We start from the raw sequence: 15,791 nt of genomic DNA, 5'->3' as shown, positions 1-15,791 counted from the left end.
ATTGAAGCACATCTCGTTGGTCGCGACCAATCTCGCGGTGGTTCAGACGGTGCCGCTCATCCTGAAGGAGCCGCGCAAGCGGCGTCTCGAAGAATGGCCGCAGGCGAGATCCGGGCCCTCATGGTTCGCCGGGCGATGCGAAGCATCGTCCGGAGAGCGCGTTCCGCGCTCCGCACCACGAGGGTCGATAGCGAGGGTGTAGAGAGGCGGACGACGATGCTGAGCCCGGACGAACTCGAACGCTATGCCCGTCATATCGTGCTGCGCGACGTCGGCGGTCCCGGACAGGCTGCGCTGAAGCGGGCCTCGGTGCTGGTGATCGGCGCCGGCGGGCTCGGCGCGCCCGCCTTGATGTATCTGGCCGCCGCCGGCGTGGGCACGCTGGGCGTGGTCGATGACGACGTGGTGTCGCTGTCCAACCTCCAGCGACAGGTGATCCATACGACGCCCGACATCGGCCGGCACAAGGTCGAAAGCGCGGCCGAGCGGATCGCGGCACTCAATCCGCATGTCCGATTCGTCGGCCACGCCACCTGGCTCAACGCCGACAATGCACTCGGCCTGATCGGCGATTACGACCTCGTGCTCGACGGCTCCGATAATTTCTCAACGCGCTATCTGGTCTCAGACGCCTGCTTCTTTGCAAAGCGGCCGCTGATCACGGCGGCGCTCGGCACCTTCGACGGCTCGCTCACCACCATCCGTGCACATGAGATGAACGAGCAGGGCGAATTTAATCCGACCTATCGCTGCCTGTTTCCCGAGGCGCCGCCGCCTGGCACGGTGCCGGCCTGTGCGGAGGCCGGCGTCATGGGAGCGCTGGCGGGCGTGCTCGGCTCGATGATGGCGCTGGAGGCGATCCGCGAGATCGTCGGCTTTGGCGACGGCCTCATCGGCCGCCTCCTGATGATCGATGCGCGCGCGATGCGCTTCGAGACGCTGCGCTATGGGCGCGATCCCGCCAATCCGCTCAACGGCGATGGGCCCGTCATCACTGATCTCAGCGCCCATCGCACCTGATCGCCGCTACCGCGTGGCCGGCTTCTCGCTGTCGAGATGCGCCATCTGTTCGGCCGCATAGCGCGTGCCGGCGGCGACATCCGGCGGAAATGCCTTTGCCAGCGCTGCGAGATGAGCCTGTGTCAGCGTCACCTTGGTTGCGCCGAGTGCTTCGGCCAGACGGGTGCGGGTTCTCGCGCCGACCAGCGGTACGATCTCCTGGCCCTGCGCCGCCACCCAGGCGATCGCAACCTGTGCCGGCGTTGCGCGGATCTCGTTCGCCACCGCGCGAAGCTGCTCCACCAGCGCGAGGTTGGCGTCGAGGTTCGCGCCCTGGAAACGCGGTGTCATCAGCCGGTAGTCCTTGCCGGCCTTGCCGCTGTCCTTCGTCCAATGGCCGCTGATCAGTCCGCGCGCCAGCACACCATAGGCCGTGATGCCAATGCCGAGCTCGCGGCAGGTCTTGAGGATATCGCGTTCGATGCCGCGCTCGATCAGCGAGTATTCGATCTGGAGATCGGCGATCGGGTGCACGGCATGCGCGCGGCGGATGGTGTCGGAGCCGACCTCGGACAGGCCGATATGCCTGATGTAGCCGGCCTTCACCAGTTCGGCGAGGCCGCCGATGGTCTCCTCGATCGGTACGTTCGGATCGAGCCGCGCCGGGCGGTAGATGTCGATATACTCGGTGCCGAGACGTTGCAGCGTATAGGCCAGGAAATTCTTGATCGCTATGGGGCGGCAATCCATGCCGGCGAATTCGCCGGCCGGGCCGCGCAGCGCGCCGAATTTGACGCTGATCTGGACCTTGTCGCGTGACGTATCCTTCAGCGCCTCGCGGACCAACATCTCGTTGTGGCCCATGGCGTAGAAGTCGCCGGTATCCAGCAGTGTGATGCCGGCATCGAGCGCCGCATGGACCGTGGCGATGGCCTCGCCGCGATCGGCGGGGCCGTAGAGGTCTGACATGCCCATACAGCCGAGCCCAAAGGCGGAAACGGTGGGGCCGGTTGAACCGAGTTTGCGCTGTTCCATGATGGCTCTCCTCGAAAGATGCGGCAGGCTGCGCCGCGTGACGAGGCCAGATATGCCCTTGGGCCATTGCGCCGATAAGCTGGACAATCCAGAATAGCTTGTTCATTCTAGCGAATAATGGCCGAGCCTGACCTGCGCGATCTCGATGTCTTCGTGGCGATCGCCCGCACCCGCAATTTCCGGCGTGCGGCGCAAGATATTCGCGTGTCGGTATCGAGCCTTAGCCAGCGGCTTCGGGACCTGGAGGGGCGCCTCGGCGTCCGCCTGATGAACCGCACCACCCGCAGCGTCGCGCTGACCGAGGCGGGCGAACTGCTGCTATCGCGCGTCGCACCCGCCTTGCGCGACGTCAGCGAGGCCTTGGATCTGGTGCGGGGCCTGCGCGAGGTCCCCTCGGGCCGCCTGCGTATCAATGCGCCGCCGCCGGCGGTCGACCTCGTGCTGGCGCCGATGGCGGGGCCGTTCCTCGCAGCATATCCGCAAATCGATCTCGACATCGTTTCCGAGAGCGGTTTCGTCGACATCGTCAGTGCCGGCTACGATGCCGGCGTGCGCTATGGCGAACATCTCGCGCAGGACATGGTGGCGATTCCGCTAAGCGGCTCGCAGCGCTATATCGTCGTCGCATCGCCCGACTACGTCGCGCGCCGCGGCAGGCCGAAACATCCGAGGGACCTGCTCGACCATGATTGCATCCGCGCACGCTACTCGAGCGGCGTCATGCACGATTGGGAATTCGAGAAGGCCGGCCAAATCGTGAAGGTGGATCCGCCGGCCAAGCTGATTTCGACCAATATGAATCTTGCCATGCGCGCTGTACTCGACGGCGCCGGCATCTGGGCAACGCTCGATGGCTACGTCCATGACGCCGTGAAGTCCGGCGCGCTGGTCAGCCTCATGGAGGACTGGTGCGAGCCGTTTCCCGGACCGCTCCTCTACTATCCGAGCCGCCGCCAGGTGCCGCCGGCGCTGCGGGCCTTCATCGATTTCGTCGCAGGTTGGCGGAAGCGCAAGACGGATGGATCCTAGAGCATGCTCGGCAGCACGCGATCCGGCGGCTTGTGGGCATCGAGGAAGGTGCGGATGTTGATGATGACCTTCTCGCCCATCTCGACGCGGCCTTCGATGGTGGCGGAGCCCATATGCGGCATCAGCGTCACCTTGCCCGCCTTGGCGAGCCGCACCAGTTTTGGGTTGACCGCGGGCTCATGCTCGTAGACGTCGAGGCCGGCGCCGCCGATCTCGCCGCCTTCGATCAGCTTGATCAGCGTGTCCTCGTCGGTCACTTCGCCGCGAGCGGTGTTGACGATGTAGGCGTCTTTCCGGATCAGCTTCAGTCGCCGCGCCGAGAGCAAATGATAGGTCGCCGGCGTGTGCGGACAGTTCACCGAGATGATGTCCATCCGCGCCAGCATCTGGTCGAGGCTCTCCCAATAGGTCGCGCCCAGCTCCTCGGCGATCTTCGGCGCGACCGGGCGGCGGTTGTGATAGTGGATCTGCAGGCCGAAGGCGCGGGCGCGGCGCGCCACCGCCTGGCCGATGCGGCCCATGCCGATGATGCCGAGCCGTTTTCCCCCGATGCGATGGCCGAGCATCCAGGTCGGCGACCAGCCTGCCCAGGGCTTTCCTTCCGTCAGGATCGAAGCGCCTTCGATCATCCGCCTGGGTACGGCGAGGATCAGCGCCATGGTCATGTCGGCGGTGTCTTCGGTCAGAACTTTTGGCGTGTTGGTGACGGTGATGCCGCGGGCATGCGCGGCTTCGACGTCGATATTGTCCACGCCATTGCCGAAATTGGCGATCAGGCGGAGCTTGCAGTCTGGCTGATTGATGACATCGGCACTGATGTGGTCGGTCACGGTCGGAACCAGCACGTCGGCGGTGCGCGCGGCTTGCGCGATCTGCTCGGCCGACATCGGCGTGTCGTCGAGATTGATCCGCGCGTCGAACAGCTCGCGCATGCGCGTCTCGACCGAGTCCGGCAGCTTGCGCGTTACAACGACGAGGGGCTTTTTCTTCACCGACATGTCCTGCCCTCATGAGGCCTCGCAGCCCGCCTCTGTCACCAAAAGCCGGCCGTTGAGGCCTCATTAACCCGGTTGTTCGACACTGCCCTTGCCGTGTCGTCCCCGGCGTTTCCTTCAAGCTCTCCCGATATTTCCGGCCGGAAAATCGGGGCAAACTGGTTGTTCAAAGCGTCCGTCCTCTCTAGCAGAAGGCCGGGCCAAGACAAGAACCACGGGTCAGGGCTTGCGGACCTGGCTCTGGGGAACATCCGCGTGGGGCGGGACAGGGGCTGACGCGGCAGGGTTTTGGATTTTGGGGTGAGGATCCGCCTCGGGCGGGTCTTCGACAGGAGACGGGTTGATGGCGTTGGGGCGTTTTTGTTCGGTGATGGCGCTCGTTTGCACCTGGTTGATTGCCTCGGTCAGCCCCTCGCATTCGGCGAAGGACAACACCCCCCAGACCGCCAGCGGGCTGCCGGTGCCGCGCTATGTCAGTCTCAAGTCGGATCACGTCAACGTTCGCGCCGGTCCGACCAAGGACAATGACGTGGCCTGGGTCTATACCCGTGCCGGCCTGCCGGTGGAAATCACTGCTGAATTCGAGAACTGGCGCCGGGTGCGTGATTCCGAAGGCGCCGAGGGCTGGGTCTATCACTCGTTGCTGTCGGGCCGCCGTACCGCGGTCGTCACCATGAAGCACAAGGACGACCTCGCGCCGATCTACGACCGTCCCGATCCCGACAGCGCGGTCGCAGCCAAGCTCCAGGCCGGCGTCGTCACGCAAGTGAAGAAGTGCAGCGCAGGCTGGTGTCACGTCACCGGCAACGGCTTCGACGGCTGGATCCAGCAGGAGCGCCTCTGGGGCGTGTACTCGGACGAGCAGGTGAATTGACGCCGCAGGTGTCATCCCGGAACGACGGGGCAAACGAAAAATGGCCGGGACAAGCCCGGCCATGACGATCTCAGATTATCTCAGCAAATCTCAGCGCTTCTTGCGCAGGCGCACGACCATGTCGATGCGCGAGATCTCGTAACCCTCGGGCACCTCGGGCATCTTGGACAGTGCCAGATGCGGATCCTCGATATCCACCAGCTCATGGCTGTTCTCGAGGTAATAGTGGTGGTGGGTGGTGACGTTGGTGTCGAAATAGGTCTTGGTGCCGTCGACGCTGACCTGACGGAGCAGGCCGGCATCGGTGAGCTGGTTCAGCGTGTTGTAGACGGTCGCCAGCGACACCGGAACCTTGGCCAGCGTCGCTTCCTCGTAGAGCATTTCAGCCGTGAGGTGGCGCGCACCCTTGCCGAACAGGAGCCAGCCGAGCGCCATGCGCTGGCGCGTCGGACGGAGCCCGGCGGACTGGAGCATTTCGTTGACGTCGTGCCACGGGCAACCGGTCAGGGCCGGCTGGCGGCCGGACAAGAGGGCTGCGGAATGCACGTCGTCGTCGTGAGGGGGCGCGGTATTCTCGCTCATTATCCAGATTTCGGGCACGCGTGAACTATATGTCTCTGCAATATAAGGACAGAAAGATGCAGGTGCAAGTTTCTCGCAAGTAGAGAGGTTCTAATCAAACTTGGAACCGCGCGAAGCGCCGGTCATTTTACCTTCATAGACGCGCTTTGCCACTCGAAATGGCCTGTGTTAGAGAGCGCGCGGTTCCGCCTAGCCGATTTGGCGCAGCCAAGCATGGTGGCCCGGTCCGCAGTCCATCCGGGCTTGCGGGAGGTACCCCTGACGATGGCAATTGGCGTTGCTCTCCGACCGAGACGGGGCCCATTTTCGCCAAAAAACGCCGCTCAATCGGGATTAGAACAGAGGCTCGTGCATGCTGAACAGGCGCAACGGTTACGAATACGAAGATCTGCTGGCGTGTGCCCGCGGCGAAATGTTCGGCCCGGGCAATGCTCAGTTGCCGCTGCCGCCGATGCTGATGTTCGACCGCATCACGGAAATTGCCGACAATGGCGGGGAGTTCGGCAAGGGCTTGGTGCGCGCCGAGCTCGACGTGAAGCCCGACCTCTGGTTCTTCGGCTGCCACTTTAAAAACGACCCGGTGATGCCCGGCTGCCTCGGACTTGATGCGCTGTGGCAGATGGTCGGCTTTTATCTCGGCTGGAGCGGCGGCGAAGGTCGCGGCCGCGCGCTCGGCCTCAGCGAGCTGAAGTTCGGCGGCCAGGTGCTGACCGACGCGCGCAAGGTTGTGTACAACGTCGATATCAAACGCGTGATGCGCGCAAAGCTCGTGCTCGGTATCGCCGACGGGTGGCTTTCGGTCGATGACCAGATTATTTATCGCGCCAAGGATCTGAAGGTCGGCCTGTTCAAGCAGGGCACGAGCCTGGGCTGAGCGCATCACCAAGAAGGCAACGATTGAGGCGAGGCTGTCATGAGGCGGGTTGTGGTCACCGGGATGGGCATCGTCTCGTCGATCGGAAACAACACCCAGGAAGTGCTTGCGAGCCTTCACGAGGCGAAGTCGGGCATTTCGCGGGCTGAGAAATATGCCGAGCTCGGCTTCCGTTCGCAGGTACAAGGCGAGCCCACACTCGATCCATCGACGGTGGTCGACCGCCGCGCCATGCGTTTCCTCGGTCAGGGCGCGGCGTGGAATCACGTCGCGATGGAGCAGGCGATCCAGGATTCCGGTCTGTCGCCCGACGAAGTCTCCAACATCCGCACCGGCATCATCATGGGCTCCGGCGGCCCCTCGGCGCGAACCATCGTCGAGTCCGCCGACATCACCCGCACCAAGGGGCCGAAGCGCGTCGGCCCGTTTGCGGTGCCTAAGGCGATGTCCTCCACGGCCTCCGCGACGCTGGCGACCTGGTTCAAGATCAAGGGCGTGAACTACTCGATCTCCTCGGCCTGCGCGACCTCGAACCATTGCGTCGGCAATGCCTACGAGACGATCCAGATCGGCAAGCAGGACGTCATCTTCGCAGGCGGCTGCGAGGAGCTGGACTGGTCGCTATCGGTGCTGTTCGATGCCATGGGTGCGATGTCCTCGAAGTACAATGACACGCCCGCCACGGCCTCGCGTCCCTACGACGTCAATCGCGATGGATTCGTCATCGCCGGCGGCGCCGGCGTGCTGGTGCTGGAAGAGCTCGAGCATGCCAAGGCGCGCGGTGCGCGCATCTATGGCGAGATCGTCGGTTATGGCGCGACCTCGGACGGTTACGACATGGTTGCACCATCAGGCGAAGGCGCCGAGCGCTGCATGCGCATGGCGATGTCGACGGTGAAGACCAAAGTCGACTACATCAATCCGCACGCGACCTCGACGCCTGCCGGCGATCCGCCGGAGATCGAGGCGATCCGAAGGGTGTTCGGCGTCGGCGAGAAGTGCCCGCCGATCTCCGCGACCAAGGCGCTGACCGGCCACTCCCTGGGCGCCACCGGCGTGCAGGAGGCGATCTATTCGCTGCTGATGATGAACAATGGCTTCATTTGCGAGAGCGCGCACATCCAGGAGCTCGATCCCGTGTTCGCGGATATGCCGATCGTGCGCAAGCGCATCGACAACGTCAAGATCGGCACCGTGCTGTCGAACTCCTTCGGCTTCGGCGGCACCAACGCCACTCTGGTGTTTAGCCGGCTGGATGTGTGATTTAGCGATGCTGTCATGCCCGCGAAGGCGGGCATCCAGTACGCCGTGGCTTTCTCGATCTATCACATACGCCTCGGGAATTACTGGATCGCCTGCCTGCGCGGGCGATGACCCCGGAATAGTGGGAGCAAAGAAGCAATGGAAGGTTTGATGAAAGGCAAGCGCGGTCTGATCATGGGCATCGCCAATGATCATTCGATCGCCTGGGGCATGGCGAGGACGCTGCATGCCCAGGGCGCCGAGCTGGCCTTCACCTTCCAGGGCGAGGCCTTGGGCAAGCGCGTCAAGCCCTTGGCGGAGCAGCTCGGTGTCGATCTGGTGCTGCCTTGCGATGTCGAGGACATCACCAGCGTCGATGCCACATTCGCAGCGCTCCGCGACAAGTGGGGCCAGCTCGACTTCGTGATCCACGCGATCGGCTTCGCCGACAAGAACGAGCTGAAGGGCCGCTACGCCGACACCAGCCGCGAGAATTTCTCGCGCACCATGGTGATCTCCTGCTTCTCGTTCACTGAAGTCGCCAAGCGCGCCGCCGAGCTGATGACAGAGGGCGGCAGCATGATCACGCTGACCTTCGGCGCCTCGATGCGGGCGATGCCGAATTACAACGTGATGGGTGTGGCCAAGGCGGCGCTGGAAGCCTCGGTGCGCTATCTCGCCGCGGATTTCGGGCCGCGCGGCATCCGCGTCAACGCAATCTCCGCAGGCCCCATCCGTACGCTCGCCGGCTCCGGCATCGGTGAGGCGCGGGCGATGTTCGCGTTCCAGCAGAAACATGCGCCGCTGCGCCGCGGCGTCACGCTCGACGAGCTCGGCGGCTCGGCGCTGTATCTGCTGTCGGATCTGTCGGGCGGCGTGACCGGCGAGATTCACTACGTCGATTCCGGATACAACATCATCCTGATGCCGAAGCCGGACGACTTGAAGTCGCCGGACTAAATTTAGCCGGCCGCGATCTTCTCCGCGCGCTGGAACGCCGGCCGGGCCATGCAGCGCGCGAGATAGGCGTCGAAGACCGGACGCGACGGCACCATCTTGAACAGACGCACTGCGAAGTTCAGGCCCGAGCCGATGGTGATGTCAGCAGCGGAAAAATCCTCGCCCAAGATCCACGGTCCCTTCTGAAGCGCCGCTTCCAGCACGTCGAAGACCTGCGTCGCGCTGCCCCAGGCGGCGGTCGAGGTCGGGATCTCGATCTTGGTGAAGATCTGGATGATGGCGGGCTCGATGCAGCTCGGCGAGAAGAACAGCCATTGCAGATAGCGCGCGCGGCGCGGATCGGTCACAGCGGGAGCGAGCTTGGTCTCGGGATAGCGATCGCCGATATAGGCGCAGATCGCAGCGGCCTCGCCGAGCGCGGCGTCGCCGTCGGTCAAGGCCGGCACTTTGCCCATCGGGTTGATCTTCAAATAATCCGGCGCCTTCTGCGCGCTGATCGAGATGTCGGTCAGCACGCGCTCGTAAGGCAGACCGCTCTCCTCCATCAACCAGAGCGTCGTGAACGAGCGCGAGCGGGGTGACCAATAAAGCTTGATCATGGCGCGTCTCCCTTGTTCTTCCATCGATAATATTTCATCACGAACCCGTTCGAGGGTTCGATCTCTTCCTTCTCGAACACGAAACCTTCGCGCTCGTACCAGCGCCAAGCCTTTTCGTTCTCGCGCACGCAGCGCAGGTACATCTCGTCAGGCAGTTGCGTGCGTGTGAAGGCGAGCAATCGCCGGCCGAGCGATTGGCCCTGATAAGCGGGCGCGACGAAAAGCATGTCGAGATAGCGCTTCGGCAGATGCAGCGCCAGCATCGCGGCGATCGTGCCGTTGTCGTCGGCGACGAACAGGCTCCAGCCGTCCTCGATCTCGCGTCGGATCCGGGCGCGGAGATTCGCCAGCAGGAAATCGCTGACCTCGGCGAGGCCGGTCGAGACCCAGCTCAGCATCCAGACGCGGGCGATCTCGTCATGTTCGTCTGCGCGCGCGGTGCGGATGATCGGTTGCGACATCCGGCAACTCAGGCTGTGAGGCTGCGCGCCGCCTGACGTGGGCGCGCCTTGCCGGCCGACAGGCACACCACTTCGGAGATTTGCAGCAGCTGTCGCGCCAGCGGGCTGGTCTTGCGCCAGACCATGCCGATAGTGCGGGATGGCTCGGGATCGCGGAAGCGCGCCAGCGAGACCGAGGCCGATCGCGTCTCCACCGGCACCGCCATCTCCGGAATCAGGGTGACGCCGATGCCGGCGCTGACCATCTGGACCAGCGTCGAGAGCGAATTCGCATCCAGCATCTCGCGCGGCGGCGCCGATTGCATATTGCAGAAGGACAGCGCCTGTTCGCGGAAGCAGTGCCCCTCTTCGAGCAGCAATAGCCGCATCTCGCGCATCATCTCGCGCGACGGCACCGGGGTGCCCTCGTCCGCGCCCGGCCGCACCAGCAGGAATTTCTCGTCGAACAGCGCGACCTCGGTGAGCGAGGGCTCGGACACCGGCAGCGCGACGATGGCGGTGTCGAGCCGGCCTTCGACCAGCTCCTGGATCAGCCGCGGCGTCATGGTTTCGCGCACGCGGATGTCGAGCTCGGGATGCATGCGCGTGAGATTCTTGGTGATCTTGGGCAGGAGGTACGGCGCGATGGTCGGGATCATGCCAATGCGCAGGCGGCCGGCGAAGCGATCCTGTGAAGCCCGGGCGAAATCGCCGAGCTCATCGACCGAGCGCAAAATTTCGCGGACGCGTTGCGCGAGCTCCTCGCCAAACCGGGTCAGCGCCACCTGCCGCGCGCTACGCTCCAGCAGCAGGCCACCGAGGGTCCCCTCCAACTCCTTGATCTGCATCGACAAGGCTGGCTGTGAGATCGAGCAGGCCTCGGCGGCGCGGCCGAAATGGCCGTGGCGCGCCAGCGCATCGAAATAGCGAAGCTGACGCAGCGTCAGGTTTATCATCAGAAAATCCTATCGCAGCGATCATTAAAGTCAACTTCCCCTGATAGGAGGCGATGCTTAGAGTGGTTCTACCTGGTCAAGGGCGCGAGTTCGCCGCCGCCAGAGGAGGTATTCATGGACGACACTTCGAAGTGCCCGTTTTCGGGCGGAAAACCCGCGCGCTCAAACCGCGACTGGTGGCCGACGCAGCTCAATATCGAGGTGCTGCACAAGAATTCCGACCTGTCCGATCCGATGGGTAAAGAATTCGACTATGCCAAGGAGTTCAAGTCGCTCGACCTGAACGCGGTCATCAAGGACCTGACCGCTCTGATGACGGACTCGCAGGAATGGTGGCCGGCCGACTTCGGTCATTACGGCGGCTTGATGATCCGCATGGCCTGGCACAGCGCGGGCACTTACCGCATCACCGACGGCCGCGGTGGCGCCGGCGCCGGTCAGCAGCGCTTCGCGCCGCTCAACAGCTGGCCCGACAACGCCAACCTCGACAAGGCGCGCCGGCTGCTGTGGCCGATCAAGCAGAAATACGGCCGCAAGCTTTCGTGGGCCGACCTGATGGTGCTCGCGGGCAACGTCGCGCTGGAATCGATGGGCTTCAAGACGTTTGGTTTCGCGGGTGGCCGCGCCGACGTTTGGGAGCCCGAAGAGCTCTATTGGGGCCCCGAAGGGACCTGGCTGGGCGATGAGCGCTACAGCGGTGAGCGTCAGCTCGCCGAGCCGCTGGGCGCGGTGCAGATGGGCCTCATCTACGTCAATCCGGAAGGTCCGAACGGCAAGCCGGATCCGATCGCCGCGGCCAAGGATATCCGTGAGACCTTCTTCCGCATGGCGATGAACGACGAGGAAACCGTCGCGCTGATCGCCGGCGGCCATACGTTCGGCAAGACCCACGGCGCGGGCGATCCGTCGCTGGTCGGTCCGGAGCCGGAAGCGGGCGCGCTCGAAGATCAGGGCCTCGGCTGGAAGAGCAAGCACGGTACGGGCCTTGCGGGCGATTCCATCACCAGCGGTCTCGAGGTGACATGGACGACCACGCCGACAAAGTGGAGCAACAACTTCTTCGAGAACCTGTTCAAGTACGAATGGGAGCTGACGAAGAGCCCCGGCGGCGCGCACCAGTGGACGGCCAAGAATGCCGAGGCGATCATTCCTGATGCCTTCGACAAGTCGAAGAAGCATCGGCCGACGATGCTGACCACGGACCTCTCGCTCCGCTTCGATCCGGCCTATGAGAAGATCTCGCGACGCTTTCTCGAGCATCCCGATCAATTCGCGGACGCCTTCGCCCGCGCCTGGTTCAAGCTCACGCACCGCGACATGGGTCCGATCCAGCGCTATCTCGGCCCGCTGGTGCCGAAGGAGACGCTGATCTGGCAGGATCCAATTCCGGCCGTGAATCACGAGCTGGTCGGCGAACAGGACATCGCCTCGCTGAAGACGAAGATCCTCGCCTCGGGTCTGTCCGTGTCGGAGCTGGTTTCGACCGCCTGGGCGTCGGCCTCGACGTTCCGCGGCTCGGACAAGCGCGGCGGCGCCAACGGCGCGCGCATCCGTCTCGCCCCGCAGAAGGACTGGGAGGTGAACCAGCCCGCTCAGCTCTCCAAGGTGCTCGGCAAGCTCGAAGCGATTCAGAAGGACTTCAACGCCTCGTCCGGCGCGAAGAAGGTCTCGCTCGCAGACCTGATCGTGCTCGGTGGCACCGCCGCGGTCGAGAAGGCCGCAAAGGATGCCGGCGTCGAGGTCAAGGTCGGCTTCACGCCGGGCCGCATGGATGCCTCGCAGGAGCAGACGGATGCAGCCTCTTTTGCACCGCTGGAGCCGCGCGCCGATGGCTTCCGCAACTATATCGGCAAGCGGCATCAGTTCATGATGCCCGAGGAGGCGCTCGTCGATCGTGCGCAGCTGCTTCGGCTCACCGGCCCGGAGATGACGGTGCTCGTCGGCGGCCTGCGCGTGCTCGGCGCCAATGCGAACGGTTCGAAGCACGGCGTCTTCACCGCCAAGGTGGGAACGCTAAGCAACGACTTCTTCGTCAACCTGCTCGACATGAGCACGCAGTGGACGCCGGCCGGCGCTGACGGCACCTATGAGGCCCGCGACCGCAAGACCAACGCGGTCAAGTGGACCGGCACGCGCGTCGATCTCATCTTCGGCGCGCACTCGCAGCTCCGCGCCTTCGCCGAGGTCTACGCCACGTCAGATTCCAAGGAGAAGTTCGTCAAGGACTTCGCCAAGGCCTGGACCAAGGTGATGAATCTCGACCGGTTCGATCTCACGGCTTGAGGCTCTGCACCTCTCCCGCTTGCGGGAGAGGGAGCGCAGCGCTCCCGGGGCGAGTACAAACAAAAGGGCGGCCTCTCGGCCGCCCTTCATGTTTTTGTCCGTGTGGCGAGACTTACTCGCCCGCCGCTTCGCGCGGGGCCTTCTCGCCCTCGGCGGCCTTCTCCTTGGCCTCGAGGTCCTCGCCGGTGGTCTGGTCGACCACCTTCATCGACAGGCGGGTCTTGCCGCGGTCGTCGAAGCCGAGCAGCTTGACCTTAACCTTGTCGCCTTCCTTGACGACATCGGAGGTCTTCTGCACGCGGTTGGACGCGAGCTGGCTGATGTGGACGAGGCCGTCCTTGGAGCCGAAGAAGTTCACGAAGGCGCCGAATTCCATCACCTTGACGACGGTGCCGTCATAGATCTGGCCGACTTCCGGCTCGGACGCGATCGACTTGATCCACTTGATCGCGGCCTTCATCGCCTCGCCGTCGCTGGAGGCGACCTTCACGGTGCCGTCGTCCTCGATGTTGACCTTGGCGCCGGTCTTCTCGACGATCTCGCGGATCACCTTGCCGCCGGTGCCGATCACTTCGCGGATCTTGTCGGTCGGGATCTTGAACGTCTCGATCCGCGGCGCGTATTCGCCGAGCTCGGCGCGGGCGTTGGTGAGCGCCTTGGCCATTTCGCCGAGGATGTGGATACGCCCATCCTTGGCCTGCCCGAGGGCGACGCGCATGATCTCCTCGGTGATGCCCTCGATCTTGATGTCCATCTGGAGCGAGGTGATGCCCAGCTCGGTGCCGGCCACCTTGAAGTCCATGTCGCCGAGATGGTCCTCGTCACCGAGGATGTCCGAGAGAACCGCGAAGCGCTTGTCTTCGAGGATCAAGCCCATCGCGATGCCCGCGGTCGGCCGCTTCAACGGCACGCCGGCGTCCATCAGCGCCAGCGAGGCGCCGCAGACCGACGCCATCGACGAGGAGCCGTTGGATTCGGTGATCTCCGACACCACGCGGATGGTGTAGGGGAACTCGTGATGCGGCGGCAGCACCGGGTGGATCGCGCGCCAGGCGAGCTTGCCGTGGCCGATCTCGCGGCGCTTGGTGCCGCCGAGGCGGCCGGTCTCGCCGACCGAGTAGGGCGGGAAGTTGTAGTGCAGCAGGAACGTTTCCTTGTACGTCCCCGACAGCGCGTCGATGTACTGCTCGTCCTCACCGGTGCCGAGCGTGGTCACGACCATCGCCTGGGTCTCGCCGCGGGTGAACAGCGCCGAGCCGTGGGCGCGGGGCAGCACGCCGACTTCGGCGACGATGTTGCGCACGGTCTTGGAGTCGCGGCCGTCGATGCGCTTGCCGGTGTCGAGGATGTTCCAGCGGACGATTTTGGCCTCGAGTTCCTTGAACACGCCGGCGATGCGGAGCTTGTCGTATTTCGGCTCCTGCCCTTCCGGGAAGTAGTGGGCCATCACCTTTTCCTTGGCGAGGCCGACGGCGGCATAGCGCTCCTGCTTCACGGGGATTGCGTAAGCGGCGCGCAGCTCCTGCTCGATCAAGCCGAGCATTTCCTTTTCGATCGCCGAATTGTCGATCACGGTGACTTCGCGCGGCTCCTTCGCGGCCTTCTCGGCGAGCTCGATGATCGCGTTGATCACCGGCTGGAAGTGGCGATGACCGAACATCACCGCGCCGAGCATGATGTCTTCGTTGAGCTCCTTGGCTTCTGATTCCACCATCAGCACGGCGTCGGCAGTGCCGGCCACCACGAGGTCGAGCTGGGTGTCGACCATCTCGTCCAGCGTCGGGTTGAGGACGAATTCGTCATTGGCAAAGCCGACGCGGGCTGCGCCGATCGGGCCTTTGAAGGGCGCGCCGGACAGCGTCAGCGCGGCGGAGGCCGCGACCATCGCCACGATATCGGGATCGTTTTCCATGTCGTGCGAGAGCACGGTGACGATCACCTGGGTCTCGTTGCGCCAGCCGTCGACGAACAGCGGGCGGATCGGGCGGTCGATCAGGCGGGAGACCAGCGTCTCCTTCTCGGTCGGACGGCCCTCGCGCTTGAAATAGCCGCCGGGAATGCGGCCGGCAGCGTAGGTCTTCTCCTGGTAATCGACGGTGAGCGGCAGGAAGTCGACGCCTTCGCGCGGCGCCTTCGCCGCGACGACGGTGGCAAGCACCACGGTCTCGCCATAGGTGGCGACGACGGCGCCGTCGGCCTGGCGGGCGATCTTGCCGGTTTCAAGCTTGAGAGGGCGTCCGCCCCAGTCGATCTCGACTGAATGCTTATTGAACATAGGAGGTCTTCTTTCATGGGTTCTCGAAAGAAGGGACGCTTCGAAAAACAAAAACCATGCGCAAGATTGCGGGACGCTGATCGGCGTGATGACCAGCGGCCTGCGATCCTGCCATGGTTTTTGGATTTCGGATGGCGTCCATCCTTTCGGGTCATACGGGCGCCTTGCCCGTTGTGCCCAGCCGCCGGATTGCTGCTGGACTGTCAGTCGGCACGAACGCGAACACCGAACCGTGGTCTTCGTCATCATGCCCCGGATGCCAACCGTCGACGGCTCGCATCCGACGCGCACGCAGCCTCAATCAAAAACCTTTAAAGAAGCGCTTTCGTTCGAAACCACGCGCGAAAACGCGCGCCAGTGGCGCGCGCAGGAACTCTTTAGCGACGAATGTTGTGCTTCTCGAGCAGCGCCTTGTACCGCGCCTCGTCCTTCTTCTTGAGGTAGTCGAGGAGCGAGCGGCGGGTGGAGACCAGCTTCAAGAGGCCGCGACGCGAATGGTTGTCCTTCACGTGGGTCTTGAAATGGTTGGTGAGATTGTTGATGCGTTCCGACAGGATCGCGACCTGAACCTCGGGCGAGCCGGTGTCACCGGCTTTGGTGGCATTCGTCTTGATGACTTCCGCTTTGCGTTCTGCGGCAATCGACATC

Annotated in this window: 15 protein-coding genes; 7 read left to right on the top strand and 8 right to left on the bottom strand. The window is 64.0% G+C overall.

The features are described 5' to 3' along the window. The first annotated feature begins 216 nt into the window (after positions 1-216). Positions 217-1,020 (top strand): molybdopterin-synthase adenylyltransferase MoeB, encoded by an 804-nt coding sequence (gene moeB / locus IVB12_RS27845; RefSeq protein WP_247276499.1) that lies wholly within the window; start codon positions 217-219, stop codon positions 1,018-1,020. A gap of 6 nt (positions 1,021-1,026) precedes the next feature. Here the strand turns inward: moeB and IVB12_RS27840 are convergent, their stop codons facing one another. Continuing rightward, a complete protein-coding gene (locus IVB12_RS27840; RefSeq protein ID WP_247303880.1) occupies positions 1,027-2,034 on the bottom strand; it encodes an aldo/keto reductase in 1,008 nt (335 codons plus the stop codon). Positions 2,035-2,151: 117 nt separating this feature from the next. Between IVB12_RS27840 and IVB12_RS27835 the strand changes: the two genes are divergently transcribed. After that, on the top strand, positions 2,152-3,063 hold the full coding sequence (locus IVB12_RS27835; RefSeq protein ID WP_247303878.1) for a LysR family transcriptional regulator: 912 nt from the start codon (positions 2,152-2,154) through the stop codon (positions 3,061-3,063). On the opposite strand, the gene IVB12_RS27830 is transcribed toward IVB12_RS27835, so the two are convergent. Then, the gene (locus IVB12_RS27830) at positions 3,060-4,061 is read right to left on the bottom strand and encodes a D-glycerate dehydrogenase (RefSeq protein ID WP_247303876.1); all 1,002 of its coding nucleotides are present in this window, start codon (positions 4,059-4,061) and stop codon (positions 3,060-3,062) included. The genes IVB12_RS27835 and IVB12_RS27830 overlap by 4 nt on opposite strands. A gap of 340 nt (positions 4,062-4,401) precedes the next feature. Between IVB12_RS27830 and IVB12_RS27825 the strand changes: the two genes are divergently transcribed. Continuing rightward, positions 4,402-4,932, top strand: a complete 531-nt coding sequence (locus tag IVB12_RS27825) for an SH3 domain-containing protein (RefSeq protein ID WP_247303873.1) — start codon at positions 4,402-4,404, stop codon at positions 4,930-4,932. 90 nt (positions 4,933-5,022) lie between these two features. Here the strand turns inward: IVB12_RS27825 and irrA are convergent, their stop codons facing one another. Beyond that, positions 5,023-5,514, bottom strand: coding sequence for an iron response transcriptional regulator IrrA (irrA, locus tag IVB12_RS27820; protein ID WP_247276494.1), 492 nt, complete (start codon positions 5,512-5,514; stop codon positions 5,023-5,025). A gap of 352 nt (positions 5,515-5,866) precedes the next feature. On the opposite strand from irrA, the gene fabA reads away from it, so the two are divergent. From fabA to fabI, 3 genes are all read left to right on the top strand, one after another. Continuing rightward, positions 5,867-6,388 carry a 3-hydroxyacyl-[acyl-carrier-protein] dehydratase FabA gene (gene fabA, locus IVB12_RS27815; protein ID WP_247303871.1) on the top strand — a complete coding sequence of 174 codons (522 nt, stop codon included), beginning with the start codon at positions 5,867-5,869 and terminating at the stop codon, positions 6,386-6,388. Between the two features lie 39 nt (positions 6,389-6,427). Next, positions 6,428-7,651, top strand: coding sequence for a beta-ketoacyl-ACP synthase I (gene fabB / locus IVB12_RS27810; RefSeq protein WP_247303869.1), 1,224 nt, complete (start codon positions 6,428-6,430; stop codon positions 7,649-7,651). 138 nt (positions 7,652-7,789) lie between these two features. Continuing rightward, on the top strand, positions 7,790-8,590 hold the full coding sequence (gene fabI, locus IVB12_RS27805) for an enoyl-ACP reductase FabI (protein ID WP_247303868.1): 801 nt from the start codon (positions 7,790-7,792) through the stop codon (positions 8,588-8,590). A 2-nt stretch (positions 8,591-8,592) separates the two neighbouring features. Here the strand turns inward: fabI and IVB12_RS27800 are convergent, their stop codons facing one another. From IVB12_RS27800 to IVB12_RS27790, 3 genes are read right to left on the bottom strand one after another with little or no spacing between them, the layout of a single operon-like run. Next, positions 8,593-9,189 (bottom strand): glutathione S-transferase family protein, encoded by a 597-nt coding sequence (locus IVB12_RS27800; protein ID WP_247303867.1) that lies wholly within the window; start codon positions 9,187-9,189, stop codon positions 8,593-8,595. Next, the gene (locus IVB12_RS27795; protein ID WP_247303866.1) at positions 9,186-9,650 is read right to left on the bottom strand and encodes a GNAT family N-acetyltransferase; all 465 of its coding nucleotides are present in this window, start codon (positions 9,648-9,650) and stop codon (positions 9,186-9,188) included. The genes IVB12_RS27800 and IVB12_RS27795 overlap by 4 nt, the downstream gene beginning before the upstream one ends. An 8-nt stretch (positions 9,651-9,658) precedes the next feature. Next, positions 9,659-10,585, bottom strand: coding sequence for a hydrogen peroxide-inducible genes activator (locus IVB12_RS27790; protein ID WP_247303865.1), 927 nt, complete (start codon positions 10,583-10,585; stop codon positions 9,659-9,661). A gap of 114 nt (positions 10,586-10,699) precedes the next feature. Between IVB12_RS27790 and katG the strand changes: the two genes are divergently transcribed. After that, positions 10,700-12,868, top strand: a complete 2,169-nt coding sequence (katG, locus tag IVB12_RS27785) for a catalase/peroxidase HPI (RefSeq protein WP_247303864.1) — start codon at positions 10,700-10,702, stop codon at positions 12,866-12,868. Positions 12,869-12,980: 112 nt separating this feature from the next. Here the strand turns inward: katG and pnp are convergent, their stop codons facing one another. Together pnp and rpsO are read right to left on the bottom strand one after the other, a co-directional pair. Then, positions 12,981-15,143, bottom strand: a complete 2,163-nt coding sequence (gene pnp, locus IVB12_RS27780) for a polyribonucleotide nucleotidyltransferase (protein WP_247303863.1) — start codon at positions 15,141-15,143, stop codon at positions 12,981-12,983. 377 nt (positions 15,144-15,520) lie between these two features. Further along, the gene (rpsO, locus tag IVB12_RS27775; protein ID WP_008540131.1) at positions 15,521-15,790 is read right to left on the bottom strand and encodes a 30S ribosomal protein S15; all 270 of its coding nucleotides are present in this window, start codon (positions 15,788-15,790) and stop codon (positions 15,521-15,523) included. Between the last annotated feature and the right edge of the window lies 1 nt (position 15,791).

The sequence above is a fragment of the Bradyrhizobium sp. 179 genome, from assembly GCF_023073535.1.
Classification (GTDB): Bacteria; Pseudomonadota; Alphaproteobacteria; order Rhizobiales; family Xanthobacteraceae; genus Bradyrhizobium.
Note: the sequence above shows the minus strand (reverse complement) of the source record. Positions and strands in the feature narration are given on the sequence as shown.